The organism is Streptomyces olivochromogenes (assembly GCF_001514115.1).
Lineage (GTDB): Bacteria > Actinomycetota > Actinomycetes > Streptomycetales > Streptomycetaceae > Streptomyces > Streptomyces olivochromogenes.
The window spans coordinates 952,191-978,219 of sequence record NZ_KQ948451.1 but is presented as its reverse complement, the minus strand read 5'-3'; the positions used below and the strand labels follow the sequence as shown (position 1 = coordinate 978,219).

26 protein-coding genes are annotated in these 26,029 nt (G+C 71.9%); 9 read left to right on the top strand and 17 right to left on the bottom strand.

The genetic code is table 11. The features are described 5' to 3' along the window. Positions 1–2: 2 nt before the first annotated feature. From AQJ27_RS04495 to AQJ27_RS04450, 10 genes are all read right to left on the bottom strand, one after another. Positions 3–1,220 (bottom strand): phage late control D family protein, encoded by a 1,218-nt coding sequence (locus tag AQJ27_RS04495; RefSeq protein WP_067361837.1) that lies wholly within the window; start codon positions 1,218–1,220, stop codon positions 3–5. Positions 1,221–1,226: 6 nt separating this feature from the next. Then, the gene (locus AQJ27_RS04490; RefSeq protein WP_067361834.1) at positions 1,227–1,928 is read right to left on the bottom strand and encodes a CIS tube protein; all 702 of its coding nucleotides are present in this window, start codon (positions 1,926–1,928) and stop codon (positions 1,227–1,229) included. After that, on the bottom strand, positions 1,928–2,149 hold the full coding sequence (locus tag AQJ27_RS04485) for a putative phage tail protein (RefSeq protein ID WP_067361831.1): 222 nt from the start codon (positions 2,147–2,149) through the stop codon (positions 1,928–1,930). Before AQJ27_RS04485 ends, AQJ27_RS04490 begins: the two co-directional genes overlap by 1 nt. A 43-nt stretch (positions 2,150–2,192) precedes the next feature. Beyond that, positions 2,193–2,708 carry a phage tail protein gene (locus tag AQJ27_RS04480; protein ID WP_067361828.1) on the bottom strand — a complete coding sequence of 172 codons (516 nt, stop codon included), beginning with the start codon at positions 2,706–2,708 and terminating at the stop codon, positions 2,193–2,195. Continuing rightward, positions 2,705–4,264, bottom strand: coding sequence for a phage tail sheath subtilisin-like domain-containing protein (locus AQJ27_RS04475; RefSeq protein WP_235613386.1), 1,560 nt, complete (start codon positions 4,262–4,264; stop codon positions 2,705–2,707). The genes AQJ27_RS04480 and AQJ27_RS04475 overlap by 4 nt, the downstream gene beginning before the upstream one ends. A gap of 279 nt (positions 4,265–4,543) precedes the next feature. Continuing rightward, the gene (locus AQJ27_RS04470) at positions 4,544–4,999 is read right to left on the bottom strand and encodes a phage tail protein (RefSeq protein ID WP_067361825.1); all 456 of its coding nucleotides are present in this window, start codon (positions 4,997–4,999) and stop codon (positions 4,544–4,546) included. Between the two features lie 32 nt (positions 5,000–5,031). Then, the gene (locus AQJ27_RS58450) at positions 5,032–6,855 is read right to left on the bottom strand and encodes a phage tail sheath C-terminal domain-containing protein (RefSeq protein ID WP_067361822.1); all 1,824 of its coding nucleotides are present in this window, start codon (positions 6,853–6,855) and stop codon (positions 5,032–5,034) included. A gap of 22 nt (positions 6,856–6,877) precedes the next feature. Then, complete coding sequence (locus AQJ27_RS04460; protein WP_067361818.1) at positions 6,878–7,600, bottom strand: hypothetical protein; 723 nt, start codon at positions 7,598–7,600, stop codon at positions 6,878–6,880. Beyond that, positions 7,597–8,223: a Pvc16 family protein gene (locus AQJ27_RS04455; protein ID WP_067362777.1), complete on the bottom strand. Its 627-nt coding sequence runs from the start codon at positions 8,221–8,223 to the stop codon at positions 7,597–7,599. Before AQJ27_RS04455 ends, AQJ27_RS04460 begins: the two co-directional genes overlap by 4 nt. Positions 8,224–8,336: 113 nt before the next feature. Beyond that, positions 8,337–8,816, bottom strand: coding sequence for a MarR family winged helix-turn-helix transcriptional regulator (locus AQJ27_RS04450; RefSeq protein ID WP_079064771.1), 480 nt, complete (start codon positions 8,814–8,816; stop codon positions 8,337–8,339). A 164-nt stretch (positions 8,817–8,980) separates the two neighbouring features. On the opposite strand from AQJ27_RS04450, the gene AQJ27_RS04445 reads away from it, so the two are divergent. Continuing rightward, positions 8,981–10,513, top strand: a complete 1,533-nt coding sequence (locus AQJ27_RS04445; RefSeq protein ID WP_067362771.1) for an MFS transporter — start codon at positions 8,981–8,983, stop codon at positions 10,511–10,513. A gap of 183 nt (positions 10,514–10,696) precedes the next feature. Further along, entirely contained in the window at positions 10,697–11,398 is a 702-nt protein-coding gene (locus AQJ27_RS04440; RefSeq protein WP_067361815.1) for an SDR family oxidoreductase, read from the top strand. Between the two features lie 37 nt (positions 11,399–11,435). Here AQJ27_RS04440 and AQJ27_RS04435 read toward each other — a convergent pair whose 3' ends face one another. Together AQJ27_RS04435 and AQJ27_RS04430 are read right to left on the bottom strand one after the other, a co-directional pair. After that, complete coding sequence (locus tag AQJ27_RS04435) at positions 11,436–12,818, bottom strand: vWA domain-containing protein (protein WP_067361812.1); 1,383 nt, start codon at positions 12,816–12,818, stop codon at positions 11,436–11,438. Then, positions 12,815–13,672, bottom strand: coding sequence for an AAA family ATPase (locus AQJ27_RS04430; RefSeq protein ID WP_067362768.1), 858 nt, complete (start codon positions 13,670–13,672; stop codon positions 12,815–12,817). Before AQJ27_RS04430 ends, AQJ27_RS04435 begins: the two co-directional genes overlap by 4 nt. 158 nt (positions 13,673–13,830) lie before the next feature. On the opposite strand from AQJ27_RS04430, the gene AQJ27_RS04425 reads away from it, so the two are divergent. Beyond that, positions 13,831–14,400 carry a TetR/AcrR family transcriptional regulator gene (locus AQJ27_RS04425; protein WP_067361809.1) on the top strand — a complete coding sequence of 190 codons (570 nt, stop codon included), beginning with the start codon at positions 13,831–13,833 and terminating at the stop codon, positions 14,398–14,400. A 39-nt stretch (positions 14,401–14,439) separates the two neighbouring features. Here AQJ27_RS04425 and AQJ27_RS54565 read toward each other — a convergent pair whose 3' ends face one another. Together AQJ27_RS54565 and AQJ27_RS04415 are read right to left on the bottom strand one after the other, a co-directional pair. Continuing rightward, positions 14,440–14,808 carry an SCO4225 family membrane protein gene (locus tag AQJ27_RS54565; RefSeq protein ID WP_067361807.1) on the bottom strand — a complete coding sequence of 123 codons (369 nt, stop codon included), beginning with the start codon at positions 14,806–14,808 and terminating at the stop codon, positions 14,440–14,442. Positions 14,809–14,969: 161 nt separating this feature from the next. After that, positions 14,970–16,052: a beta-ketoacyl-ACP synthase III gene (locus tag AQJ27_RS04415; protein ID WP_079064769.1), complete on the bottom strand. Its 1,083-nt coding sequence runs from the start codon at positions 16,050–16,052 to the stop codon at positions 14,970–14,972. A gap of 308 nt (positions 16,053–16,360) precedes the next feature. Between AQJ27_RS04415 and AQJ27_RS04410 the strand changes: the two genes are divergently transcribed. Further along, the gene (locus tag AQJ27_RS04410) at positions 16,361–16,942 is read left to right on the top strand and encodes a dienelactone hydrolase family protein (protein WP_067361801.1); all 582 of its coding nucleotides are present in this window, start codon (positions 16,361–16,363) and stop codon (positions 16,940–16,942) included. A 97-nt stretch (positions 16,943–17,039) separates the two neighbouring features. On the opposite strand, the gene AQJ27_RS04405 is transcribed toward AQJ27_RS04410, so the two are convergent. Beyond that, entirely contained in the window at positions 17,040–18,203 is a 1,164-nt protein-coding gene (locus AQJ27_RS04405; protein ID WP_067361798.1) for an acyl-CoA dehydrogenase family protein, read from the bottom strand. A 60-nt stretch (positions 18,204–18,263) separates the two neighbouring features. Then, positions 18,264–19,466, bottom strand: a complete 1,203-nt coding sequence (locus AQJ27_RS04400) for a CaiB/BaiF CoA transferase family protein (protein ID WP_067361795.1) — start codon at positions 19,464–19,466, stop codon at positions 18,264–18,266. A gap of 147 nt (positions 19,467–19,613) precedes the next feature. Between AQJ27_RS04400 and AQJ27_RS04395 the strand changes: the two genes are divergently transcribed. The 3 genes from AQJ27_RS04395 (at position 19,614) to AQJ27_RS04385 (ending at position 22,457) form a co-directional block, all read left to right on the top strand. Next, entirely contained in the window at positions 19,614–20,492 is an 879-nt protein-coding gene (locus tag AQJ27_RS04395; protein WP_067361792.1) for an HTD2 family dehydratase, read from the top strand. Between the two features lie 61 nt (positions 20,493–20,553). After that, positions 20,554–21,456 carry a helix-turn-helix domain-containing protein gene (locus tag AQJ27_RS04390; protein WP_067361789.1) on the top strand — a complete coding sequence of 301 codons (903 nt, stop codon included), beginning with the start codon at positions 20,554–20,556 and terminating at the stop codon, positions 21,454–21,456. Further along, positions 21,453–22,457 carry an SMP-30/gluconolactonase/LRE family protein gene (locus AQJ27_RS04385; protein WP_067361786.1) on the top strand — a complete coding sequence of 335 codons (1,005 nt, stop codon included), beginning with the start codon at positions 21,453–21,455 and terminating at the stop codon, positions 22,455–22,457. The genes AQJ27_RS04390 and AQJ27_RS04385 overlap by 4 nt, the downstream gene beginning before the upstream one ends. Positions 22,458–22,505: 48 nt before the next feature. On the opposite strand, the gene AQJ27_RS04380 is transcribed toward AQJ27_RS04385, so the two are convergent. Continuing rightward, a complete protein-coding gene (locus tag AQJ27_RS04380; RefSeq protein WP_067361782.1) occupies positions 22,506–23,549 on the bottom strand; it encodes a zinc-dependent alcohol dehydrogenase in 1,044 nt (347 codons plus the stop codon). A 377-nt stretch (positions 23,550–23,926) separates the two neighbouring features. Between AQJ27_RS04380 and AQJ27_RS04375 the strand changes: the two genes are divergently transcribed. Beyond that, positions 23,927–24,451 carry a MarR family winged helix-turn-helix transcriptional regulator gene (locus tag AQJ27_RS04375; protein ID WP_067361780.1) on the top strand — a complete coding sequence of 175 codons (525 nt, stop codon included), beginning with the start codon at positions 23,927–23,929 and terminating at the stop codon, positions 24,449–24,451. Positions 24,452–25,168: 717 nt separating this feature from the next. After that, positions 25,169–25,885, top strand: a complete 717-nt coding sequence (locus AQJ27_RS04370) for a response regulator transcription factor (protein ID WP_067361777.1) — start codon at positions 25,169–25,171, stop codon at positions 25,883–25,885. The last annotated feature ends 144 nt before the right edge of the window (positions 25,886–26,029 follow it).

Here is a 26,029-nt window from a genome sequence, read left to right as displayed (position 1 = left end):
CGTCACCGCCCCTCGGACGTGCGACGCGCCTCGAACGAGGTGAGGAAACCTGAGGAGTTGAAGGAGTGCGTCACCTTGGTCGTGTAATAGGTGCCGCCGAACCGGCTCCCCACCCCGCCGATCCGCAGCGAGTCGCTCGGCACCAGATCGGGCACTCCCGCCAACTGCCCCGCACAGGTGACGAATTCGTACGACTTCCCGCGCAGCACGCTCACCGCCAGCGCCCGTGCCTCCTGCTCGGAGCCGACCGGGCGGTCCACGATCACCTCCTCCCGGTCGCCCATCTCCTGCGCCGCCGCCGCGGGCCCGCTGCGCCCGGCGTCGCGCTCCGCCCGCAGGTCCGCCTGGGTGGCGATGCCGACGATCGCCTTCTTGGTCCGGGGGTCCCAGCCGCGCACCGTCACCTTGGCGACCTGCCCCGACAGGGTCACGGTCGGCCGGAACGAGATCAGATTGGGCTCGGGAGACCCGGTCGCGGCCGGGCCCTGCTCCGCCCGATCCGAGCGGGCGCCGCCGGCAGGGACCGCGTACCACAGGTCGAAGGTGCGCGGCTGCCGGGCCGTCGAGCCCGCCCGGCCGTCGGCGGGGGAGACGAAGTACAGCTTCTCCACGCCGGTCCGCGGACAGGGCGCCACATAGCACTCCCGGTCGATGCCCTTGGCACGTTTGAGCAGGAAGGAGACGTCGTCGAGGTTGTCCTGCGTCACCAGTGGATGCACCACGCCCTCTTTCTCGGCCACCAGCTCCAGCTGGTGCCGCTCCGCGATCTTCTGCGCGATCTGCCAGTCCGCGAGGTTCAGGAACTTCTTCACGTCGTTGGGCCGCGGCTTGCGTTCCTTCATCCGTGTCGTGCGGTCCTGGCCGGTGATCTGCAGGGTCGGCGGTCCCGACGAGGGGAAGTCCGACTGGACCGTGGTGACCTGGCCCTTGGCCACCACGAGCGGCCGCCCGAGCGAGGTGTAGCCGAGCCGGATCTCCACCAGCTGACCGGGGGCGAAGTGCTTGGGGTCGTCGAAACGCAGCCGACGGCTCAGCTCGTCCCAGTTGCTCAGCGCCAGCGAGAATGTTCCGGTCTTGTCCAGCTCACGGACCACCTGGATGTCGAGCACGCAGTCACGCATCTGGGCGGCGATCTCGGAGCCGTCCAGCGCGACCTCGAAGCACGGGGCGTACGAGTCGGCCGGCAGCGGAGTCGCGAGCGCGTTCGCCGGCGGTGCCATCGCCCCTCACCCCCGTTCCAGCGCGGGCACGACGAGCGCCGTGCCGGGAGCGAGCGCCCGTGGATCGGCGAGGCCGTTGGCGGCCGCCAGCTCCCGCCAGCGTCCGGAGTCCCGGTACACCGCGGCGGCGATGGAGGAGAGCGTGTCACCGCGCCGCACCGTCCAGACCTTGCGCACGGTCGGTGAACTCGTCGCCGTGCTGAGCTGCTGCTCCTTGGCCGTCCTGAACTCCTTGAGCGACAACGACACCTTGGCCCGGGTCGGCGTACCGTCCCGGTCGAAGAGGACATAGGTGAAGGAGAGGCTGTCCACGACCCCGGTGAAGGGGGGATTGGCACCCCAGGCGAAGGTCACCACCGGCGGTGCGTGCGTGGAACTTTGACGAAGGGTCAGGTTCTGGAAGTCGTCGAGCCAGCGCCGCTGCACGTTCCGCTCCCGGGGCTCCGGCTCCTCGGCGGCGTCGACCAGGGCGTCCAGCTTGAGGGTCCGCGCGCCGCCCCGTACGAACTGCAGGGGCGGCGCGTCCAGGCCCGGAATGCCGATCTCGGCGAACGTCACCGCTTTGGAGACCGCGTACTCGGTCGGGTTGACCGGCAGCGTCAGCAGCGGTTGCGCGGGCCCGGACACGGAGTCGGGCGGCCGGACGACCAGGGTGGCCAGTGTCGGCGCGGTGTCCCGCCCCGTGGGCAGGCCGGGCGGCGGAGTCATCAGGACCCCCCGAAGCAACCGGCAGCGGGCCCGCCGGAGGACTCGCGGGCCGGTCCTTCACCGGTCAGCGACGCCTCCCGGGCCAGCAGCCGGCCGCGGGCCCTGACGTCGTCCTGCCGCTGCGACCACTCCCGGATGTGTTCCGCGAAGAGCCGGGCGAAGACCGCCGTGTCGTCGCCGCCGACCTCGAAGTCGACGGAAAGGTGATGAATCGTCAGCATTTTTTCTCTCTCCCGAACCCCGTCACGTGGGCGGCCGTCCATGTCAGCCCAGCTCCGGTACCGCCTGCTCCACCGCCACCAGCCCCTCGTGCGCGATCTCCAGCTGCTCCAGGGCCACTTCGCTGCGCTCCCCGTGCAGATCGGGGCCCGTCCACTTCGAGGCCAGGCCGCCACGGAAGGCCCACACCGCGCCGGGCACCCCGGCCGCGTCCATCAGCAGCACCGCGCCGCTGCGCCGCGCGCCCAGCGGATTGCCGAGCCCGGCCCGGTACCAGGCCCACAGGCCCGGACCCCGGGCCACCCCGCGGTGCAGCACGATCCGGTTCCACGCGTGGCGCACCGGGAACTGCCGGAGCCGGTCGTTGACCCCGCCCTCCGGATACGCCGTGACCTCCAGCTGCGCCCCGAGCCCGGTGACCTGCTGGAAGGCACCCTGGGCGGTGAGCGGCAGCAACGCCGCCTGCTCGGGCGGCAGATGGGCGGCGGCCGGCCCGAGCACCACCAGGAACCGGTACTTGGGCAGTGGCTCGGTGAAGAACTCCAGGGCCTGTTCGGTCATGCCTCCACCACCTCCAGCCGGTCCCGCCCGCCCATCAGCAGCCGGACGGCGATGAACTCCATGGGCGCGGCCGGAGCCACCTCCACCTGGCAGACCAGCTGCCCGAGCGCCACGAGGTCCGGCGGGTTGAGCCCCTCGTCGCAGCGCACCCGGAAGGCCTCCGCGGGCCGCTCCCCGGCCAGCGCGCCCGCCTCGAACAGACCGAGCAGCACCTCGGTCAGCCCCTGCACGAGCAGCAGCCGCAGACCGGGGGTGTCGGGCTCGAAGAGCAGCGGCTCGGCCACCGCGCGGGCCGCCCGCACCAGCCGGTGCAGCAGTCTGCGGTGGGCGATGAACCAGCCGTCGCCCACGCCCCCGGCCCGCGCCGGCGGCACCGCGGTCCGCCCGCCCCACACCAGCGGTCCCCGGCCGGGCGGGCAGCGCAGCAGATTGGCGCCCGAGGCGTACACGGCCGTCTCCTGCTCGGCGCGCAGGACGTGTGCGAGGTCGACGACATCCTCGAGCGACGCGTTGGCCGGGGTCGCGAACGCGCCCCGCTCACGGTCGAGTCGGGCCGCCGTTCCGGCGACATGGCCGGAGGCGGGCACGGTCCGCAGCGCGGGCGGCACGGTGGCCAGGGGATCGGGCACCCGCAGCGGCGGCCAGTGCACCGCGCAGGCCTGCAGCCCCGCCGTGTCGTGGCGCTGCCGCAGGGCCTCCATCCAGTCGGTGGCCCGGCGCGTCGCCGCCACCGGATCGGCGTCCGTGCCGGGCGTGCGGGGCGGGTCGAGCAGGGCCAGTCGGTCGAGCGCCTGCGCGCAGCCCTCGACCAGCAGATCGGCCAGTTCCTCCCGGTGCTGTTCGCCGACCCCGCAGCGGTCCAGGTCGGGCAGGGCCAACAGGGCGGGTTCCGGCAGTTGGGCCATGGCCCGTACGGCGTCGGCGTAGGCGTCGGCCAGGGTGCCGCTGTCGCCGAGGCCGCCGGGGAGGGGAGTCCCACCGGCGAGGGTGACCGCGTGGGTGCCCGCGTGGGCGGTGGCGGCCGGGGACACGGAGGCGAGGCCGTCGGGGACCAGCCGGACGAGCCGGGAGAGCGCGCTCACGGCGGCGGGGAGTTCGGCGGCCCGCAGCCAGCCGAACGACTCGGGGGACTCCCCGGGGGAATCGACCCGCACCAGCACCTGGGGCTGCCCGGCGGCCCCGGCCGGGCGGTGCCGGACCGTCACCCGGGTGCCGTCGGCCCAGCCGCCCGGGGAGGCCGCCTCGATCCGGCAGCCCGCCGCGGGCGCGAACGGGGAGGGCGCCCCGGCCGGCCAGGCGGCCGCGGCCGCGGTGGGTCCGGCCGGTTCCGTCCGCAGCACCCACAGCGCGGTGCCGCCGTTGGCGAAGTAGCCGCGTACGGCGTACGGCAGATCGAGCGCGGCGTCCAGGCCGCCGAAGACGGCGGTGTAGGCCGCCCAGTCGGTGACGCGCACCGGGGAGGCCAGGGGGCCGCGCCGGGTGCGCCCCGCGAAGCAGGCGACGTCGGTGCGCAGTGGTTGGACGGGATCGGCCGCCGCGACCGTCGTCGCGGTCACTCCCGGCAGCGACGGCAGCGACGGTGGCGACGGCAGCGACGGTGGCGAGGGCGGCGATGGTGGCGATGGTGGTGACGGGTGGGCGGGCGGCGGCGGTTCTAGGGCGGATGCGGGCACGGTGTTCCCCCGGTTGCGCGATGTTCTCCCGGTTACGCGATCCTGAGTTCGGGTTACGCGATCCAGACCTCGGGCCACGCGATCCTGAGCTCGGGTCACGCGATCCTGAGCTCGGTTCAGGCGATCCAGAACTCTTCGACCACGCGGTCCAGAGCCCTTCGATCACGCGATCTCGAGCTCCTCGACGCAGAGTTCGAGCGTCTCCATGGCGATCTCGTTCTTGGTCGCGCCGAGTGAGGGGCCGGTGTACTTCACCGGCCAGCCGCGGCGGAAGTTCCAGCGCATGACCGCGCTGCGGTTCTCGTCGAGGAGCGTGATGGCGCCCTCGGCACGCTCGGTCCTGCCGTTCATCGACAACTTGACCCAGTTCCAGAACTCCGGATGGCCGGTGATGCCGCGCTTCAGGACCAGATTGGACATCTTCGCGAGGCCCTGCTGCTTGGTCACATGGGGCTTCTTCGCGTTGCCGTCGCGGTACTCGATCGGCTGGATGTCCACGGTGAGCCCGGTGACCTCGGTGAAGGACGCCGTCACGTCATGGCCGTCGGGGGCGATGCCGATGACCTCCACGAGGAAGTTGTAGGCACCGTACGGATCGTCACGCTGAACGGGCGGCACGGCCGACCCCTCTCTTTCGGTTTCGGTACGGGTCAGGAGGTCGTCGACTCGCGGGTCGCCTGCTGGATCCGGACGACGACGAACTCGGCCGGGAAGACCGGGGCGACCCCGACCTCACAGACCAGTCGGCCCTGGGCGAGGTCGTCCGGGGTCATGGTCGTCCGGTCGCAGACGACATAGAACGCCTCCTCCGCGGTGGTGCCGGCCAGCGCGCCGCCGCGCCAGACCCCGGTCAGGAAGGCGCCGATGGTCTGCCGGACCGAGGCCCACAGCTGCTCGGAGTTGGGCTCGAAGACCACCCACTGGAGCCCCTCGTCGAGCGACTCCTCGATGAAGAGGAAGAGCCGCCGGACGCTGACGTACTGCCACCGGGTGTCGTCGGCCAGCGTGCGCGCGCCCCATACCCGCTGGCCCAGGTTGGGGAAGGCGCGCAGCACGTTGATCCCGAAGGGGTTGAGGGTGTCCTGCTCGCGCTTCGTGACGTCCGCGGCCAGGCCGGCCCCGGGGACGATGCCGCGCACCACGGTGTTGGCCGGGGCCTTGTGGACCCCGCGCCTGACGTCCGTGTCGGCGTAGACGCCGATCATGTGCCCCGACGGGGGTGCGTCCGCGCTGCCGGTGCCCGTGGGATCCGGCACGTGCAGCCAGGGGTGGTAGAGGGCGGCCCGGTCGGTGGACAGCGCGGCGCGGAAGCCCCTGATGACTTCCAGATCGGTCGTGGGGGGTCCGTCGAACACGGCGAACCGGTCACCGAGGATCTCGCAGTGCGTCTTCAGCCCGTCCAGTACGGTCGGCTCCCAGACCCCGGGTACGGCGCAGATCGCGACCTCGTCGATGTCCTCGAGCGCCTGGATGCCGGTCCGGTTCCCGCTGCCGCCGTCCACGCCGATGTAGTCGGCGGCGGTGAGGGTGGCGCCGCCGCTGTCGCCGTTCACGAGATCCAGGGTGGCGAGCGGCCGGCCCGGATCGGTCCGGGAGAGACGGGTGCTCAGATACGGCAGCGGGCTCGCGCCGATCGTGAGGGTGAGCGGTGCGTCCGGGTCGGCACCGACGTCCTGCGCGAGCGTGGCCAGATCGGCGGAGGCCGCCTGGGACGCCGGCGGGATCGTCCGGGTGGCCCGCGGGACACCGGGCGGCGCGTCGATGATCTCCAGCCGGAACCCGGCCAGGACGAGCGCGTCGCCCGCGACGGCCGCCGCCTGGGGCGGGCGGTCCAGGGTGAGGGTGACGTCGCTCCCGGCGGGCGCGTGCGAGACGACCGTGTGCAGGCTGGGCTGTTTCGCGCGGTCGGCGGGGACGAGGAGGACGGTGTCGCCGTCGCCGATCGCACCCATGCGGGCGAGCGTCACGGTGGCCGGGGGGACACCGGAGGGCGCCGCGGCGGGTGCGACGACGGGATAGCCGGCGGACCGCGCGAGGCGCAGTACGGCGTGCAGGCCGTTGCCTCCCTCACCCGCCTGTACCGCCTGCGCGGACAGGACCGGCGCGGGCGGGGTGGCGGTGTCGTGGAGCGTCGCGGACGCCTGGGCGGCGGCGCCGTCCGCGGGGACGACCCTCTTGACATACAGCCGTTGCCCGCCGTTGTCGAAGAACCCCTTCACCGCGAGGGGGAGCAGCCACCACCGGATGCCGTTCGCGTCGGCCGCGCGGACACCGGCCGGGTCCGGCTCGGGCAGAAAGCCGCCGAAGAGCCGGTGGAACTGCAACAGGCTGGTCACCAGCTTGGGTTTGCCCGAGTCGGGGCCCCGGGCGGTCAGCCCGACCATGCCGGCGGTACTGGTGGCCACTCCGGTGATCGGCCGCGGGCCGGTGGAGATCTCCTCGACGTAGACGCCTGGGCTGAGGTATTCGGGCATCGGGGCTTCCTCCGCTACTCCGCTACGGGATCTCGATGAGTTGCTCGGTACCGCGGATGTCCTGGGCGGTCAGCTGGACGGACACCTCGGGGCCGCCCGTCCGGCCCGGCTCCGCGAGCGCCGTGACCGTGAACCACTCGGCGTCGGGTGCGGCGGGATCCGGCGGGGGCTGCTGCGGCCTGCTGCCGACCCGCCGCAGCGGCAGCCGGAAGACGCCGTCCCCGGCCGTGGCCGCGACCTCCGTCCACGCGGCGACCCGCGGCAGATGCTCCGCGTCCGCGCGGGCCCGGCCGACGACCGCCGCTCCCGCCGCCGGGCTCCCGCCGTGCCGCACCCGTCCGTGCAGCAGCCGGGTGCCGGGCGGGAACGGGTAGGCGGGCAGCGGGTACAGCCGTGTCCGGGTCACCGCCGGCGCCGCGTACGCCGGGGCGTCGAACTCCACGCCGGCCGGATGCTCGGCGTCCAGCAGATACGGCGAGACGAGCCGGATCCGCAGTCGCTGTGCGGCACTTGGCGCGGGCACGGGCCGCGGGCTCGCCAGGGACGGCAGCACGATCGCGCCGCTCGGGGTCGTCACGACCGGTACGTCGTCCTCGGCGGCCCACTGCCCGTCGCGCGTCCGGCGTTCGACGAGGGCGGTGACGGGCAGGACCGGGGCACGTCCGGTGAAGGTGTCCCACGGCAGCAGACAGACCGGCCCCACCGCGATCCGTACGGTGTCCACCGCCGGGCCCCCGGCCGTCACGGGCGGCCTCCCACGCTCGACCCGACACCGATGTCGCCGCCGATGACGGCCGATTCCGTGGTGATGTCCCGGGAGGCCAGATTGACCACCCGTACCTCGTAGTTGAGGGAGAGCCGGTACGGCTGCGAGATCGCCCACCACACCTTGGCCCGCTCGTCGAGCGACAGGGGAGCCAGCCGCAGCTTCAGCGACTCCCCGGCGTCGGCCACGCTGTTGCTCTGCGCGGCCGGCACCAGCAACGGGCCCTGGAGGATGGCGTCGTCGTACAGCGCCCGCATCGCCCGGCCGAGGATCCGCTGCTGGGCGTCGGGCGTACCGCCGGTCGGGATGAGCAGATAGCGCAGCAGCAGGGCCATGTCCGCCCTGCGCCGTTCCTGGCGGACGGCACCGGTGCCCGGATCCTCGACCACGGTGTGGCGGGACGGGCGGTTGCGTGCGCTGGGGTCCTCGGCGACCTCGTACAGGAAGAGTTCGAGGCCGAGCGCTCCATGGCCGCCGCCGCGCTGCTGCCCGACGAGTTCGACGAGCCGCACCCGGGCGTGGGCGTCGGATTCGCGTACCGCGGCGGTCAGGACGTGCACCAGGATGTCGGACACATCGGCGATCACATCGGCACTGCCCACCGCGACCACCCCCTGGTGTCTGCCCGGGGTTTCGCCTGCCACCCCGGCCGATCACCAGCGAGGCTAGGGCCGCGCCGCACCCCGGCTCTTCGGGGAAATCCCTGGGTCCCTCCCTAGGCCCGGTCGTCCTTGGTGACGAACAGGCGCGAGAGCAGGCCTTCGAGGGTGGTCCGCTCGGCGTCGCTGAGTGAGTCGAGGGCCTGGTGGGTGCCGTGCATGCCGTCGCGGATGCTCGACACGGCGGCCGCCCCGTCCTCCGAGAGGACGACGTTCTTGACCCGCCGGTCGGTGGGGCTGGGCTCGCGGTAGACGAGACCGCGGGCCTCCAGCCGGTCGATGATCCCGGTCATGTTCGAGGCGTCGCAGCGCAGTGTGCCCGCCAGGGCACGCATCGGAGCCGGGCCCTGGCGCAGTACGTTGAGTGCCTTGGCCTGGCTGTAGGTGAGGCCGTGCGCGGCGGCGGCGCTGGTGAGATCCGCGTACAGGCTGACCATCGACGCCCACAGGGTGTCGAGAAGCATGACGTTGGAGACGGTGAGGGGTCCGGTGTCGGACGCCTCGGTGGAGCGGTTCGTTCCAGATGTCGCGGACATGGATCCAGCGTAACCCGAAACTTGACTACCTCAACCTTCGATGCTTACCTCTATCAAGTTACTTGAGGACCTCAAACTTCCAGTCTCTACAGCTTTGCGGTCCTCAAGTTTCGCGGCATCACTCTCCGTGATTGCTCGACGTCCTGACCAAACGGAAGAACACCGTGACACCCACAGATCGCGTGGCGCCCAAGCGCCCCACCGGCGACCTCTCACTCGTCCTGGTCCTCGGCCTCGCGGCCATGATCGTCTCGATGATGCAGACCCTCGTCGTACCGATCCTGAGCATCATCCAGAGCGACCTCGGCACCACCACCGCAAACGTCAGCTGGGTCACCACCGCGACCCTGCTGTCCGCCGCGGTCTTCACCCCGCTGCTCGGCCGGTTCGGCGACATGCACGGCAAGAAGCCCACGCTGATCGGGGTTCTGCTGCTGATGATCGCCGGTTCGGTGCTGGCGGCGACCACCACCTCGCTGCTGTGGCTGATCGTCGGCCGGGTGCTCCAGGGCGCGGCCACCGCGATCTTCCCGCTCGCCCTCTCGGTCCTGCGCGAGGAGATACCCCCGGCGAAGCTGCACGGCGCGATGGCGCTGGTGAGCGGCACGCTCGCGGTCGGCAGCGGACTCGCCCTGGTGGCGGCCGGACTGCTCACGCGGGGCTCGGACCCCGACTACCACCGGGTGTTCTGGCTCGCCGTGGGGCTCGCGGCCCTCGCCCTGGTCGGCGTCGTCCTGCGCGTCCCCTCCTCGCGTGCGACGACCGGCGGCCGAACCGACTGGCTCGGCGCGGGAACGCTCGCCGCGCTGCTCGTCCTGCTCCTGCTGCCGATCTCGCAGGGACACGAGTGGGGCTGGTCCTCCGCCCGCACCATCGGCCTGTTCGTCGCCGCGGTCGTCATGGCGGGCGTCTGGGTCCTGGTCGAGCGCAAGGTCCGCGCGCCGATGGTGGACATGGGGATGTTCGCCCACCGTCCGGTGCTCTTCACGAACCTCGCCGGCCTCTTCCTCGGCTTCGCGATGTTCTCCCAGTTCATCGGCGTCGCGTATTTGGCGCAGATGCCGAAGGAGCTCACCGGGTACGGATTCGGCGCCTCGGTGCTGCGCGCCTCGGTCGAGTACCTGCTGCCGACCACGCTGATCTCACTGCTCGCCGCACAGTTCGGCGGGATCCTCGTCGGGCGGATCGGGGCGCGGTTCACCCTCGCCGTGGGCGCGGTGTTCGGGGTCGCCGGCTTCGCGTGGCTGACCCTGGCGCACGACACCTCCGCGTCGATCATCCTGGCGGGCCTGCTGATCGGTGTCGCGATCAGCTTCGGCTACGCGGCCATGCCCGCGCTCATCGTGGCGAGCGTGCCGCACCACCAGACCGGCATCGCCAACGGCCTCAACTCCATCTCCCGTTCCGTCGGCAGCGCGATCGCCAGCGCCGTGATCACCTCGCTGCTGGCGTCCAAGACGATCCAGCACCTGCCGGCCGGCGCGCCCGCGCTGCCCGCCGAGAGCCAGTTCACGCTGAGCTTCGCGATCGCCGGGGTCGCGTTCGTGCTGATCGTGGCCGTGGCGCTGGTCGGTCTGACCAAGGGTGCGGCCCAGGAGTACACGGTCGGGAAGACGGCCGACGCCGCCGCCACCGACGACGACGACGCCGCGGCGGCGGACGAGACCGCCGTGGAGACGGTGGGCGTCACGTCCTGATCCGGACACGGTCAACGGCTCGCCCCGTCCATCGGGGCGAGCCGTTTTCGTGTCCGCTCTTCGCCCCCTCCTTTGCCCCGCCTTGCCCCCCTCCTCGCCTCCCGCCTTGCTCTTGGAAACCGATCGGTTTACTCTTCCGCTGAAGGGAAACCGATCGGTTTCCTCGTGGCTTCGGGAGTTCTCATGACATCCATCGAAGGTTCGGTCGTCCTGGTCACCGGCGGCAGCCGCGGCATCGGCCGCGCGCTCGTGCAGGCTCTCTACGAGCGCGGCGCGTCGAAGGTGTACGCCACCGCACGCGACCCGCGCACCGTCACCCACCCCGACGCGGTGCCGCTGGCGCTGGAAGTGAGCGACCCCGCGTCCGTCGCCGCGGCCGCCGAGCGCGCGCAGGACGTCACCGTACTGATCAACAACGCGGGCGCGTCCGTGAACGCGAACTTCCTGGACTCGCCCGTCGAGGACGTCCGCCGCGAGTTCGAGACGAACTTCTTCGGCCCTCTCCTCGTCACGCGCGCCTTCGTGCCGATCATCGAGCGCAACGGCGGCGGCCACATCCTCAACGTCCACTCGGTGCTGTCGTGGGTGGGGCTCCTGGGCTCCTACAGCGCTTCCAAGGCGGCCTTCTGGTCGCAGACCAACTCCCTGCGCCTCGACCTGAAGCCGCGCGGCATCGACGTCACCGGCCTGCATGTCGGTTACGTCGACACCGACATGGCCGCGCACGTGGACGCGCCGAAGTCCTCGCCCGAGGGCGTCGCGGCACAGGCCCTCGACGGCATCGAGTCCGGTGCCTTCGAGGTGCTGGCGGACGACCTCACCCGGCAGGTCAAGGCACAGCTGGCCGAGGATCTGGGCGTGATGTACCCGCAGCTGGCCGCGTAACGGAGACGAGGAGGCCGGTCCCGTTCCGCCCCGGCGGTCAGACCGGCAGCAGTCGGCCGATCAGCCCGCTGAGCTGCAGTACGTTGCGGCACTCGTGCATCTCGACGAGCTCGGCGTACTCGGGCGCCGCCGAGTCGCCCGTACCCCACTGGGAGAGCGGCTCGGGGTTCAACCAGTAGACACGGCGGGCCCGTTCGGAGAACCGACGGACGGCCGGCAGATTCGGGTCGCCCATGTTCGTCCGGGCGTCGCCGAGGACGAACACGGTCGTGCGCGGTCCCACCGCGTCGACGTACCGTTCGGCGAACTCGCCGAACGCGACGCCGTAGTCGCTGCTGCCGTGCCAGCCCGTCAGCGTCGCCTCGGAGCGGATCCGGGCACCCAGCCCCTCCGGATCGGCCGTGCCGTGCACGAGCAGACCGGTCACCTCGTCGATCCGGTTGACGAAGGCGAACACCCGCACCTTGCTGAACTGGTCGTGCAGCGCCTGCACCAACAGCATCGTGAAGTCCGAGAAGCCCGCCACCGAGCCCGACACATCGCACAGCAGCACCAGTTCGGGCCGGACGGGGCGGCGCCTGCGCAGCACCGGCTTCATGGGCACCCCGCCGGTGGACAGCGAACCGCGCAGGGTCCGCCGCAGGTCGATGGTGCCGCGCGCGGCACGGCGGCGGCGTGCGGCGAGCCGGGTGGCCAGCTTGCGCGCCAGCGGCTGCACCGTCCTGCGCAGCTCGGCGAGCCGGTCCCGCCCCGCGAACAGGAAGTCGACCCGGTCGGCGGTCGGGGCCACCGCCCGCCGCGCCAACTCGTCCCGGCCGCGCCGCTCGGCGACCCGGCGCCGCGCCTCCGAGGCGACCAGCGCGCGGAACACCTCGATACGCCGCCGGATCTCGTCCTCCAGCAGCCGGTCGGCGAACCCCGCCGCTCCCTCCTGCCGTGCCCGGACGCTGTCACGGACGCGCGCCATCAGCGTCTGCGGGCGGAGCCGGTCGAGCGTCTGGTACGACGACCAGCCGTCCGACCCCGGCGAGGAACCGTATCCCCCGAAGCCGTCCACCGCCTCGATCGCCAGCCGCTCCAGTGTCTCCCGGTCTCCTGCGGCGAGCGCGGCCGCGAGCCGGTCGCGCAGCTCCTCCCGGTCGGCGGCGGGAGCGTCGCTCTCGCGCCCTTCGGACATCGGCCCCCCGACGAGACGCGGGAAGTACAGGTCGAAGACGGGGTCGAACACCCGGCGCTGCCCCGTGCTGTGCAACAGGGTGGCGGCGAGGCCCTCACGCAGCAGTTCCCGGTCGGTCAGGCCGAGCGCCGCCATCGCCTGCGCGGCGTCCACCGTCTCGCCGGTGCCGATCCGCACGCCGTGCGCCCGCAACGCGCCGACCAGTCCCGTCAGCCGCTCGGTGACACCCGCCGGCGCGTTCACATGGCGTCCAGGTCGAGCTTGGCGGCCGCCTTGAGGATGTCGTCCTGGTGCTTGAGGAGCACGCCGAGACTGTCACGTACGACGGTCCCGTCGAGGGTGTCGGCGCCCAGCGCGAGCAGGGTGCGCGCCCAGTCGATCGTCTCGGCGACCGAGGGGACCTTCCGCAGGTCCATCTCGCGCAGTGCGCCGACCACCCGCACCACCGACTCCGTCAGCGCCGCGTCCAGACCCGGCACCTTCAGCCGTACGATGCGACGCTCCAACTCCTCCTCCGGGAAGCCGATGTGGAGGAAGAGGCAACGGCGGCGCAGCGCCTCCGACAGCTCACGGCTCGCGTTCGAGGTGAGGACCACGAAGGGCCGGCTGGTCGCGGTGATCGTGCCGAGCTCCGGGACGGTGACCTGGAAGTCGCTGAGCACCTCCAGCAGCAATCCCTCCACCTCGACGTCGGCCTTGTCGGTCTCGTCGATCAGCAGCACCTTGGGATCGTCGCCGCGGATGGCGGTCAACAGAGGGCGTGCCAGCAGGAACTCCTCGCTGAAGATGTCCGTGCGCGCCTCGTCCCACGTCTCGTCGCGGCCCGCGCTGATGCGCAGCAGCTGCTTGGCGTGGTTCCACTCGTACAGCGCCCGGGACTCGTCGACGCCCTCGTAGCACTGAAGCCGGACCAGTCGCGCCCCGGCCACCTGGGCGACGGCCTTGGCGAGTTCGGTCTTGCCGACCCCGGCGGGGCCCTCCACCAGGAGCGGCTTGCCCAGGCGGTCGGCCAGGAAGACCGTGGTCGCGACCGCGGGCGAGGCCAGATAGCCGGTCTCGGCGAGACGCGCGGAGACATCGTCGACGGATGTGAACAGCAACGGGGCCTCCAGCGCGGCACGGCGGGGTGGGACACACGGTCCGAACGGCACTATCCAAGCGCTTGTTCAGTGGCTGTGTCACGTGTGATTGCGCCCACGCGGCCCGTGGAGACCGATCGGTTTCCTTGTCTCGTCCCGCGCGGTAACCTGCCCTTATGGCCACTACAGACAAGGCGTCCACCAGGGACCGGCTGCTGGACGCGGCGGCCGACCTCGTCTACCGCGAGGGCGTATCCGTCGGCATCGAGGCGCTGTGCCGGTCGGCCGGTGTCTCGAAGCGGTCGATGTACCAGCTCTTCGACAGCAAGGACGACGTCCTCGCGGCGAGCCTGGAACGGCGGATTCCGCAGTACGAGAAGCAGCTCGCGCCGGATCCGGAGACCGCCGGGACGCCGCGCGAGCGCATCCTGGGCATCTTCGAGCGGATGGAGGCGGCCTCGGTGCGGCCCGAGTACCGCGGCTGCCCCTTCCTCGCCGCGCTTGTCGAACTCAAGGACCCCGAGCACCCGGCGTCGGTGGTCGCGGGCGGTGCGAAGGGGCGTATGAAAGAGGTGTTCCGTGCGCAGGCCGAGCTGGGTGGTGCGCGCGACCCCGAGCTTCTCGCCCGGCAGTTGATGCTGGTGTTCGACGGCGCGAGCGCCCGGGCCGGTGCCGGGATCGAGACGCTGGAAGGGCTGACCACGTCGACGGTGGCGCCGCTGCTGGATGCGGGCGGGGTGAAGTAGGCGGGACCGACGCCCGCCTCGCCCGCCGGGCGTCGACCTTCAGGCGCTGGGTGCGGTACCGGGGAACGGCTGGCGGAGCCGGTGGACGACATGGCCCATGAAGGCGGCGTTCGCGAGGGCGGCGAAGGCGATCCCCGCGAGGTAGAGCGCGGTGAACACGCCGGTGCTCGTGCCGGAGAGGATGCCGTCGGGCAGGAGGGTGTACAGCAGGCTCAGCGGGGCGGTCAGCAGCCAGGGCACCACGGCGGCCATGGAGGCGTCGGGGTGGTCGACGAAGAGGGCGTCGAAGAGGACGTAGCCGGTCGTGGCGGTGACGGCGGCCAGGTAGACACGGGAGAGCCAGTTGTCCGTGGCCCGGGTGAGCGCGGTGCGGGTGAGCGCGGTGCGGGTGCGGCGCGAGATGTTCATGATGTCCTCCGTCGGACGAAGCCGGTGGCGCGGTTCCCCTCTCCGTTCTCCGTGTGGGTGCCGGAGGGGCGTGGACATCACGATGGCGGCTGCGTCCGCGAGTGGGCATGAGTACGACTACTCATCCGATCCGACCGATCCACTCGGGTGGCCGACGGGTGTCACGGCCGCGGTCCGTTCTGACAGGGTACCGACGCCGGAGCCGGGACCATGGCCGGCCGGCGCGCGGCGGGGACCGGCAGGTGCCGCTGGACCGGCACCGCGGCCGGCCATGACAGGGCGATGGAACCCCAGGTCAGGCCCCCGCCGAAGGCGGTGAGCAGGCTGCGCTCGCCGGGCCGTACGAGGTCACGTGCGGCGGTGTCCGCGAGGGCGAGGGGGATGGAGGCGGCGGCGGTGTTGCCGACCTCGGCGATGTTCCCGAAGCGGTGCGGGGCGCCGATGCCGAGCCGGTCGCCCACGGCGTCGAGGATCCGCTGGTTGGCCTGATGGCCGACGAAGGCACGCACCGACGTCGGCGACCAGCCGGCCCGCTCCAGCGCGAGCCGCGAGGAGGCGGTCATCCGGTGCACCGCGTGCCGGTACACCGTACGACCCTGCATCCGGAAGTACCGTTGGGAGCGCGGGAGTTCGACGTCGGCACGGGGACGGCGGGAGCCGCCCGCGACCACCGTGATCAGTTCGCCGCCCGAGCCGTCACTGCCGAGGTCGACGGCGCGCAGCGCTCCCGACTCCGCGGCCCCGCCCTCACGCAGCACGACCGCCCCGGCCCCGTCGCCGAAGATCACCGCGGTGTCCCGGTCGAGCGGGTCGATGATCGACGTGTACACCTCGGCGCCGATCACCAGCGGGCGGGCGCAGGTCCCGGACGCCACCAGGGATCTCGCCACCGTGACCGCGTACACGAATCCCGAGCAGACCGCCGAGACGTCCATCGCCGGTACCTCGCCGAGCCCGAGGCGATGCGCCACCTCGGGCGCCGTCGCGGGGCAGGGACGGTCCGGGGTCGTCGTCGCCAGCAAGACGAAGTCGGCGCCGTGCCCCGCGGAGTCCAGTGCGGCCTGTCCCGCGGCCACCGCGAGATCACCGGTACTGGTGCCCGGCTCCACGATCCGGCGCCGTGCGATGCCGGTTCGGGAACGGATCCAGGCGTCCGAGGTGTCCAGCCGGGCCGCCAGGTCGTCATTGCTGACGACACGCTCCGGCAGACACGTGCCGATCCCACAGACCACAGCAGCTGACATCACAACCACCTCTCCCCACGTCAGCTGCCGGTCAGCAGCATGGTGCTTACCTAACCCGTCGTGGATCAACAGGGACAAGTGCGCTCAGGGGGCGTGCACTTCGGCAAAGGAGCACTCCGCCGTCGCGGCGCGCATCCGATGGGCGGAATGCGGAATGCCTTGCTCCGGGCGCCCGCCGAACACCACGCCCGCCCACCGGACGAGGTGTTTGGCGTGGGTGCGCGGCGACCGCCGGGCGATGTCAGTGCCCCGGTCCATACTCGGTCCCGCGGAGTCACCTGGGCTGCGCGCCGACGGAGGGGGCCGACATGGCTGACGTACTGCTGTTCCACCACGCGCAGGGACTGACGTCCGGCGTGCACGCGTTCGCCGAGTCGCTCAGGGGAGCCGGACACGCCGTCCACGTGCCGGATCTGTACGAAGGGCGGGTCTTCGAGAACCTGGAGGAGGGCGGCGCGCACGCCCAGGGCATCGGGTTCGGCACCCTCGTCGAGCGCGGCCGGGCCGCCGCGGCCGAGCTGCCCGCCGAGCTGGTGTACGCCGGTTTCTCGCTGGGTGTCCTGCCGGCGCAGTACCTCGCCCAGAACCGGACCGGCGCGAAGGGCGCGCTGCTGTTCCACTCCTGCGTCCCGGCCTCGGAGTTCGGCGGCGACTGGCCGCGGCAGGTCCCGGTCCAGATCCACGGCATGGAGGCGGACGAGTACTTCGCCGGCGAGGGCGACCTCGACGCGGCCCGCGCGCTTGTCGAGTCGGCCCCCGAAGCCGCCGAACTGTTCCTCTACCCCGGCAAGCAGCACCTGTTCGCCGACAACAGCCTGCCGTCGTACGACGAGCACGCCGCCACCCTGCTCACCCGGCGCGCGCTCGCCCTCCTCGACGCCATCGAGTAGGGGCGAGCACCTCCGCTTCGCGGCGCGTGACCTGGCGGCGCTGGAGGCGGCGGACCGGGACCTGCCCTGACCGGCTCGCGAGCGGGGCGGGACCGGCTCAGGACTCCAGCCCACCCCGCTCGACGAGCTGGCGCACGATCACGTTCCGCTGGATCTCGTTGGTGCCCTCGCCGACGATCATCAGCGGGGCGTCCCGGAAGTAGCGCTCCACGTCGAACTCGGTCGAGTAGCCGTAACCCCCGTGGATGCGCACGGCGTTGAGGGCGATCTGCATGGCGGTCTCCGAGGCGAACAGCTTGGCCATGCCCGCCTCCATGTCCACGCGCCGGCCGGCGTCGGCCTCGCGTGCGGCGTGCAGGGTGAGGTGGCGCGCGGCGGAGAGGGACGTGGCCATGTCCGCGAGGTAGTTGCCGATCGACTGGTGCTGCCAGATGGGCTTGCCGAAGGACTCCCGTTCCTGTGCGTACGCGAGCGAGTCCTCCAGGGCCGCCCGGCCGACGCCGAGGGCGCGGGCGGCGACCTGGAGCCGCCCGGTCTCCAGCCCCTTCATCATCTGGGCGAACCCCTGGCCCTCGACTCCGCCCAGGACGGCGTCGGCCGGGGCGCGGTGGTCCTCGAAGGACAACTCGCAGCTCTCGACGCCCTTGTAGCCGAGCTTCGGAAGGTCGCGCGAGACGGTGAGCCCGGGGCCGTGCTCGACGAGGAGGACGGAGATGCCCCGGTGGGCGGGGGTGGCGTCCGGATCGGTCTTGCACAGCAGGGCGATCAGCCCGGACCGCCGCGCATTGGTGATCCACGTCTTCGAGCCGTTGACCACGTAGCCGTCCGCGGTCCTGCGGGCGAGAGTACGTATCGCCTGGAGGTCGGACCCGCCGCCGGGTTCGGTCAGGGCCATCGCCCGGACCTCACCGGTGGCCAGCCGCGGCAGCCAGCGGCGCTTCTGCTCCTCGGTGCCGAACCGCAGCAGCAGCTTGGCCACCACGGTGTGGCCGCCCATGGCGCCCGCCAGGCTCATCCAGCCGCGGGCGAGCTCCTCCGTGACGAGCACATAACAGGAGGTGGAGACGGGTGTGCCGCCGTACTCCTCGGGGACGGCGAGCCCGAAGATCCCGAGCTTCTTCATCCGCTCGATCAGGGCTTCGGGATAGGTGTTGGCGTGTTCGAGTTCCCGGACTACCGGCTTGACGTCCTTGTCGACGAACTCGCGCACGACGGCGACGACGAGCCGCTCGTCCTCGGACAGGACGTCGAGGGTGCTCATGCTGTGCCGCTCCTTGGGGACGCGCGCGGAGAGGGGGAGAGGAAGCGCCGGGCCGCGCATTCAGACGACGCCGTCGGCCCGGAGGGCGGCGATGTCGGCCGCGCTGTGTCCCAGCGCGGCCAGGATCGTGTCGGTGTGCTCGCCGACGGCGGGAACGGCGTCCATACGGGGAGTGACCCCGGCCAGGTCGACGGGCGGCAGCAGCGCGGGCACGGGCCCCGCGCCCCCGGGCAGTCGTACGTCCTGCCAGCGGTGGCGCTCCTCGAGTACGGGGTGGGTGAGGAACTCCTCGACCGTGTTCACACCGGAGTTGGCGATCCCCGCCGCGTCCAGCAGCTTCATCGCCTCCTGACTGTCCAGCGCGCGGAACCGCGCGGCCACGATCGCGTTCAGCTCCTCCCGGTGGGACACGCGGTCCGAGCCGGTGGCGAAACGCGGGTCGTCGACGAGCTCCGGGCGCCCCAGGAACCGCTCGCACAGCGCGGCCCATTCGCGCTCGTTCTGGATCGAGAAGAGCACGTCCTTGCCGTCGGCCGCGGGGTAGGCGCCGTACGGGGCGATGGTGGCGTGCTGGGTGCCGAGCCGTGGCGGCTGGGTGCCGCCGTGGCGCGTGTAGTACGCCGGCTGCCCCATCCACTCCGCCAGCGCCTCGAACAGCGAGACCTCCACCGCGCGGGCGACTCCCGTGGTGGCGCGCGTGAACAGGGCGGTGAGGACGCCCGAATAGGCGTACATCCCGGCCGCGATGTCGGCGATCGACACCCCGGTCCGGGCCGACCCGTGCTCGTTCCCCGTCAGGGAGACCAGCCCGGTCTGGCACTGCACGAGCAGGTCGTACGCCTTGCGATCGGCCCAGGGCCCGCTGGTCCCGTATCCGGAGATGGTGCACGGGATCAGAGACGGGTACCGCTCCCGCAACGCCGGGGAGTCCAGCCCGAGCCGGGTGGCCGCGCCCGGCGCCAGGTTCTGTACGAAGACGTCGGCACCGGCGAGCAGTCGCTCCAGGACGTCCCGGCCCCGGGCCGACTTCAGGTCCAGGGTCAGGGACTCCTTGGAGCGGTTGAGCCATACGAAGTAGCTGGACTCGCCGTGCACGGTGGTGTCGTAGCGACGGGCGAAGTCGCCGCCTCCCGGGCGCTCCACCTTGATCACCCGGGCGCCGAGATCGGCCAGCTGACGGGTGGCGTAGGGCGCCGCCACCGCCTGCTCGACGCTGACGACGGTGATGCCGGAGAGCGGAAGCGCTTCGGAGAGCTCGGTCATGGGGCGACCTCCAGAGGCTGGCCGGGAGACCGCGGCGACGCGGCCGTGATGCCATCATGGTCGCTCATGGAGGCCTCGGTGAAATAGCAAGCCGTGATGGCTCCATACCGGAGACGGATACGCGTTCTCAGCGCACATGATGGAGGAATGCAGCGCACCCCAGGCCCGCTCCGCTCCTACGTGGAGTCGTGGGCCCCCGAGGCGGTCACCGACGTGGACGACCTGCACGCCGCCCCCGTCGCCGCGCTGTCGGCCCTCCTGGACGAGCCCGCGCCCGTCGCCACCACCGGCGACCCCCTGCCGCCCCTGTGGCACTGGCTCTACTTCCTGCGCTGGCCGGCCCAGCGGGACCTCGGAGCCGACGGCCACCCCCGGCACGGGCACTTCCTCCCGCCGGTCCCCGACCGGCAGCGGATGGTCGCCGGAGGGCGGTGCACGGTCGACGAGCCGCTGCGCCTCGGCGAGCGCGCCGAGCGCGTCAGCAGCCTGGGGGCCGTGACCACCAAGCGGGGCAGGAGCGGCGAACTCCTCTTCGTGACCCAGCGCCACGAACTCCGCCAGCGCGGCCGTACCTGTCTCGTCGAGGAACAGGACATCGTCTACCGTTCCGGCCGCACCTCGACCCCCCACACCCGGGCGGCGCCCGACCCCTCGGCGACTCCCCGGCCGGACGGCCACTGGCACCTTCCGCTGCACCCCGACCCGCCCCTGCTGTTCCGGTTCAGCGCGCTCACCGCGAACGCCCACCGCATCCACTACGACACGCCGTACGCCCGGGACGTCGAGGGCTATCCCGGGCTCGTCGTGCACGGCCCGCTCCTGGCCCTCCTGATGCTGGAACTGGTCCGCCGCGACGCCCCCTCCCGGCAGGTCCTTTCTCTGTCCTACCGGCTGCGCAGCCCCGTCTTCGCCGGCGAACACCTGCTGGCCCGAGGGACGCCCCGCGACGACCGTGCCGACCTGTCCGTCGCCACCCACCGGGATCCCGCGCACGCCACGGCCGAGGTGACCTTCACGGAGCGCTGAGCCCTCGGGTATCCCGATCAGGGTGTGGTTGGCCCTCGCGGGGGAGCCCAATACTCGGCGCATGGACGGAAAACGACAGCTGGGTGAGTTCCTGCGGGCGCGCCGCTCGCAGCTGCGGCCCGAGGACCTCGGCGTGGTGACGTACGGCGAACGCCGTCGCGTGCCGGGGCTGCGGCGCGAGGAACTGGCCCGGCTCGCCGGGGTGAGCGAGTCGTACTACGCGCGGCTGGAGCAGGGGCAGTCCCAGGCCTCCCCGGACGTCCTGGAGGCGATCGCCCAGGCACTGCGGCTGAGCGAGGCCGAACGACGGCACCTGCGGGAGCTGTCCGCCGCTGCCCGACGCCGGCCCCGGACGCGCCGTCCGGCGCCGGAACGGGTCTCACCCGCGGTCGCCCAACTCCTGGGCGTGCTCCCGGAGGTGCCCGTGGTGGTGACGGGCCGGCACAGCGACGTACTGGCGTGGAACCGCGCCGGGCACGCGCTGTACGCCGGACACCTCGACCCGGACGGCCCGGACCGGCCGGGTGAGCGTCCCAACATGGCCCGGCTGGTGTTCCTCGACGCCCACACCCGCGATCTGTACGCGGACTGGCCGGCCAAGGCCAGGGCCGTCGTGGGCACGTTGCGCCTGGCGTCCGGGCAGTACCCCGACGACCCGGCACTCGCCTCCCTCGTCGGTGAACTGACCCTCAACAGCGCCGAGTTCGCGGCGATGTGGGCCGACCACCGGGTCAAGACCAGCGACGTCGCGGTCTACGCGATGCGGCATCCGCTGGTCGGCGCCATGGACGTCACCCAGCAGACGCTGCACACCGAACAGGGCCAGTACGTCGTCGTCGCGACCACCGAGGCCGACTCGCCGTCCCGGGCCGCCATGACCCTCCTCACCCACAGCACGGCGGCGGTCGGCCCGTCCGTCGTGCGCCCGAAAACCATCGCGAAGGAAACAGCGAAAGAAACATGAGAACCAAACCGACCGCACGGAAACTGACCGCACTCGCCTCCATGGTCGCGGCCGCCGCAATGACCGCCGTGACCGCCCTCACCGCGTCCCCCGCGGGGGCCTCCACCGGGCCGCTCGCGAAGCCCCGTATCGCCGCTCACTTCGACCTGGCACGGGGGCAGATGCCCGAGAACATCGCGCTGGAGCCCGACGGCACGGCCGACGTCACCTTCGCTGCCGCCCGGCAGGTGGCCGCCGTCAGCATGGCGGGCACGACCCGCGTCCTGGCCACCCTGCCGGCCCCGGCCGACGGCGGAGTGCACACCCCGGTCCTCGGCTTCGCCCTGACCACCGGCATCGCCCGGGCCCACGACGGAACCCTGTACTTCCTCTACGCCACCGGCACTTCGGACCTGACCGGCCTGTGGCGACTGCGCCCGGGTGGCACCCCGCAGCGCATCGCCGCCCTCCCCGCGGACGGCCTGCCCAACGGACTGGTGCTGGACGAACACCGCGGCAGGCTCCACGTCGCCGACTCCGTACTGGGGAAGATCTACACCGTCCCCACGAAGGGCTCGACCGGCAGCGAACCGGCCACCTGGTCCGCCGCTCCCGAACTCGCCGCGACCGGCTTCCTCGGCGTCAACGGTCTGAAGATCCACGGCAACGCGCTGTGGGCGACCAACCTCGACCGGGGCACCGTGCTGCGCATTCCGTTCGGGCCGGGCGGCGGGCCCGGCCCCGTCCGGACCCGGGCGACGGATCTCACCGGCATCGACGACTTCGCCTTCACCGGCCGCGGCGACGAGATCCTGGCCGCGCTCAACGGCCCCAACACCGTCGTACGCATCCGCCGCGACGGCACCTCGTCGACCGTACTCACCGCCGCCGACGGCCTGCAGAACCCGACCTCCGTCGCGCTGCGCCACGGCACGCTCTACGTGCTCAGCGCCGCCTACACCACGTCCACCGACCCCAACCTCCTGCTGGGCCCCGCGTCGATAGGAAGGAGCCGGAAGTAGTCGGAAGGAACCGGAAGTAGTTCGTCCCACCCGACAGGCTCCCCGGGACTACCGCTCGTCGTCGAAGGTCACGACGACCTTCTCCGCCGCACCCGGCGTCAGCGCGAGCTCGAAGGCGTGCTTGGCGTCACCGAAGGGAACGCGGTGGCTGATGAGCTTGGCGAAGCGCTCGTGGTGCTCGACGAGTTCGGGGGTGACCTCGAAGATCTCGGTGGGGTAGCCCTGCGAGGCGATGAGCGTCAGCTCACTGCGGAGCATCCCGCCGAGATCGACCGCGTCGGACTTCTTCTGCACGGCCACCATGACCAGCTTGGCTCCCCACTTCGCCGACTCGACCGTGGTGTTGATGACGGCGGCGACACCGGCCGCGTCGATGTAGATGTCGGTGTCGGGACGGGGCTGCCCGAGCGCGTTCGCGGCGTGGCCGTGCAGCTCGGTCAGCCGCTCGGTCACGTTCTCCTCGGCGGAGTTGATGACGGCGTCGGCACCCACGGCGAGCGCGGTCTCCAGGCGCTCGGGGATGACGTCGGCGACCGTGACGTGCTGGACCCCCCGCAGCTTCAGCCAGATCGCCGCGCCGAGACCGATCGGCCCGGCACCGAAGATCACGACCTTGTCGGCCGGCTCGGCCCCGGACCGGTTGACGCAGTGACGGGCGACGGCCATGGGCTCGTTGAGGGCCGCGACGTCGAAGGGAACGGTCCCGGGGAAGACGGCGACGCTCCTGCCGATCTCGGCGTTCTCGATGAGGAGGTACTCGGCCAGGGCGCCGAACCTGCCGCCGCAGCCGATGATGCCGGAGGGGGCGGCCTGGGGGTTGACCACCACACGGTCGCCCACCTTCAGGTCCTCGACCTCGGCGCCGACCTCGACGATCTCGCCCGCGGGCTCGTGACCGAGGGGGATGGAGACCATGGAGCCGTCGGGGCCGAAGGGCGCGCCGCCGATGTGCAGGAAGAAGGTGTCGGTTCCACAGATGCCACAGGCGCGGATGCGTATGAGGACGTCCTTGGGACCGGGTACCGGGCGCTCGACCTCGACGATGTCGATGGCGTTGACGGGGCCGGTCTGTACGGACTTCATGGTGGCCATGGAGGGATTCGCTTTCTGAAGACGCTGCGACAGTTGCTTGCTTCCGGCTCGGACGGGCCGTGACCGGTGCGCGCGGTTCGCGACCCGGTCGGATCAGCGACGACCTCGCCGGACAGGGGAGAGGTGGCGCGGGTCGGTGCCCTCGGGCCCGGCGGTGGACGAGGGAGTGAACCGGCCGCCGGGCCCGGGACTGCGCCGTCCCCCGTCCCCACGGGTTCGGCGCGGCGAGGTCGCCTCCGCTGGAGGGGGCCTCGGTCTGTGTGTCAGCCCCCGGCTACTGGCTTACTTGAGTCAGGCAAGCATATGTGAAGTACTTGAGTCAAGCAAATGGTTTGCTAAGTTACTTGACTCAGGCAATCAGACGCTAGACTGGACCCATGCCCACACCGCCGCCCGCAGACGTCCCCGTATCGACCGCCACGCTGGAGATCGAGCGCGCCCTGAGCCGCATCACCTACCTGGCCAGAGGGATCCGCCAGCACGATCGGCTGATGGCGCTGGCCGGAGTGGCGCTGGACCGTGCCGCGACGGCGCTGCTGCGGCAGATCGCCGACTCCGAGCCCATGCGCCCCGGCGAGCTGGCGGCCCGGCTGGCCGTGGAGGCGTCCCACGTCACCCGTCAGGTGCAGCAGCTGCAGAAGGCCGGTCTCGTGACCCGGGTTCCGGACCCCGACGATCGTCGTGCGCAGCGCATTCAGATCACCCCGGCAGGCGAGGAGGCGGTCCACCGCATCCGCGAGGCGAGTACGCGGGGTATGCAGATGGCTCTGGCGGACTGGTCGCCGCAGGAGTTGCAGCAGCTCGCCACCCTGTTCCACCGGATGGTGGACGACTTCCTCTCCTACGCCATCGAGGACGAGGAGACCCCCCGGGAGCCGGCCGGGGCTGCCCGCCCGGCCTGATCCCACGGTGGGTCCGGTGTGGAACACAGGCTCCCCGGTCCGGGCGAAGGGGAGTGACCTGCTCGGCTCGGCCAGGCCGAAGGCCACCGGGCCTGAGGTGGGGAGGGGGTGCGACGGGTCTGTCCGAACGAACGGAAGGGCAGTGCCCAGGGGGCAACCCCGAGCGGGCCGTTCCACAGCGCGACCTCAGCTCGACCGCACGACCGCACCGCGTCCGGCGCGACCGACAGTTCAGCCGCTCGACACCCCGCGCCCGATGCGACCGACAACTCAGCCGCTCGACCGCACCGCGTCCGGCGCGACCGACAACTCAGCCGCACGGCACCCCACCCCCGGCGCGACCAACAGCCCAGGTGCGCGCTCCTCGACCTCGACGACCGCCCGGCAGCACCCCACCCCCGCGACCGCCCGGCACACCCCGCCCCGTTCGACCGCTCGGCATCACGCGCAGCCAACCCGCTCAGCGGCAACTCGCAGGGCCCGCCGCACCGTTCGACAGCGACCGTTGCACCCCGCCGAACCGCCAACGGCCACCGCACCCCCCGCCCGCGGCGACCCGCGGAGGAGTCCCCGTGAGTGCGCCGTTCCCCTCACCCGCACGCGTCCGAAGTACCGCCCCCGCCGCCTGGCTGACCCGGCGCAGACCTCCGACCGCACCCCTCTCGTCGCTCGGTGCCGCTCCCGCGTGAAGTCCGGCCCTACACGAATGGTCTTTCCATGTACGGATACGTGAGTGAGCGGCGGTCGCCGGTGCGTGGGCAGGGTCAGCATGTCCTCGTGGTCGCCGATGGCCCCGAAATCACCGAACTGCTCTCGACCACACTGGAACTGGCGGGCTATCACGTCGAAGTCGCCGCCGACGGCGCCGAGTTGGCGGCCCGGCTCTCCGAGCATCGCTTCGACCTGGTGGTCCTCGACACGACGTTGACCGACTTGGGCGGCGTCCCCCGCAGACACCGGCTCACGCCCACCGGGCCACCGCCCGTGCTGTTCCTGACCGAGTGCGACTCCCTCGGCAGTCTCATCCCCGATCTGGGCCTGGGCGAAGTGGACTACGTCACCAAGCCCTTCCGGATCGTCGAGGTGCTGGCCCGGGCGCAGGTACTGCTGCGCGGCAGGGGCGCGGGGCGCGGGGACGGCTCGCCGCGCTACGGCGACCTGGTTCTCGACGACGCGGCCTGTCAGGCGCGGCGCGGACAGCGGGCGCTCGATCTGACCCCCGCCGAGTACCGGCTGTTGCGGCATCTGCTGGTCAACGCGGAACAGGTGTTCTCGAAGAACCAGATCAGCCGCCACGTCTGGGGTGAGGTCCGCGCCGAGAACGCGATCGAGAAGCTCGTGTCCCGCCTTCGACGCAAGGTGAACCAGGAGGAACCGGCCCTCATCCACACCCGCCGGGGCTTCGGCTACTGGTTAGGCCGCGCCACCCTGTGAGGCACTGTGACCGTGTGACCTCGGTCACGTCAGCTTGAAGTCAGGGAAAAGGCCGGAGGGCGTCAGCCCGGTTCGGTTGCCTGGGCTCAACCAGATCCACAACCAGGTCCACAACCGGGTCTTCGACCACCTTGTTCCGGCCCC

What these genes read in the sequence shown, in the direction of transcription:
- AQJ27_RS54565 (WP_067361807.1), bottom strand. Translation starts at nt 14,808, where the DNA reads ATGAACATCTCGCGCCGCACCCGCACCGCGCTCACCCGCACCGCGCTC.
- AQJ27_RS04400 (WP_067361795.1), bottom strand. Translation starts at nt 19,466, where the DNA reads ATGACCGAGCTCTCCGAAGCGCTTCCGCTCTCCGGCATCACCGTCGTC.
- AQJ27_RS04480 (WP_067361828.1), bottom strand. Translation starts at nt 2,708, where the DNA reads ATGACCGAACAGGCCCTGGAGTTCTTCACCGAGCCACTGCCCAAGTAC.
- AQJ27_RS04490 (WP_067361834.1), bottom strand. Translation starts at nt 1,928, where the DNA reads ATGACTCCGCCGCCCGGCCTGCCCACGGGGCGGGACACCGCGCCGACA.
- AQJ27_RS04450 (WP_079064771.1), bottom strand. Translation starts at nt 8,816, where the DNA reads ATGTCCGCGACATCTGGAACGAACCGCTCCACCGAGGCGTCCGACACC.
- AQJ27_RS04485 (WP_067361831.1), bottom strand. Translation starts at nt 2,149, where the DNA reads ATGCTGACGATTCATCACCTTTCCGTCGACTTCGAGGTCGGCGGCGAC.
- AQJ27_RS04405 (WP_067361798.1), bottom strand. Translation starts at nt 18,203, where the DNA reads ATGAGCACCCTCGACGTCCTGTCCGAGGACGAGCGGCTCGTCGTCGCC.
- AQJ27_RS04380 (WP_067361782.1), bottom strand. Translation starts at nt 23,549, where the DNA reads ATGGCCACCATGAAGTCCGTACAGACCGGCCCCGTCAACGCCATCGAC.
- AQJ27_RS04375 (WP_067361780.1), top strand. Translation starts at nt 23,927, where the DNA reads ATGCCCACACCGCCGCCCGCAGACGTCCCCGTATCGACCGCCACGCTG.
- AQJ27_RS04495 (WP_067361837.1), bottom strand. Translation starts at nt 1,220, where the DNA reads ATGGCACCGCCGGCGAACGCGCTCGCGACTCCGCTGCCGGCCGACTCG.
- AQJ27_RS04370 (WP_067361777.1), top strand. Translation starts at nt 25,169, where the DNA reads ATGTACGGATACGTGAGTGAGCGGCGGTCGCCGGTGCGTGGGCAGGGT.
- AQJ27_RS04410 (WP_067361801.1), top strand. Translation starts at nt 16,361, where the DNA reads ATGGCTGACGTACTGCTGTTCCACCACGCGCAGGGACTGACGTCCGGC.
- AQJ27_RS04390 (WP_067361789.1), top strand. Translation starts at nt 20,554, where the DNA reads ATGGACGGAAAACGACAGCTGGGTGAGTTCCTGCGGGCGCGCCGCTCG.
- AQJ27_RS04385 (WP_067361786.1), top strand. Translation starts at nt 21,453, where the DNA reads ATGAGAACCAAACCGACCGCACGGAAACTGACCGCACTCGCCTCCATG.
- AQJ27_RS58450 (WP_067361822.1), bottom strand. Translation starts at nt 6,855, where the DNA reads ATGCCCGAATACCTCAGCCCAGGCGTCTACGTCGAGGAGATCTCCACC.
- AQJ27_RS04395 (WP_067361792.1), top strand. Translation starts at nt 19,614, where the DNA reads ATGCAGCGCACCCCAGGCCCGCTCCGCTCCTACGTGGAGTCGTGGGCC.
- AQJ27_RS04440 (WP_067361815.1), top strand. Translation starts at nt 10,697, where the DNA reads ATGACATCCATCGAAGGTTCGGTCGTCCTGGTCACCGGCGGCAGCCGC.
- AQJ27_RS04425 (WP_067361809.1), top strand. Translation starts at nt 13,831, where the DNA reads ATGGCCACTACAGACAAGGCGTCCACCAGGGACCGGCTGCTGGACGCG.
- AQJ27_RS04415 (WP_079064769.1), bottom strand. Translation starts at nt 16,052, where the DNA reads ATGTCAGCTGCTGTGGTCTGTGGGATCGGCACGTGTCTGCCGGAGCGT.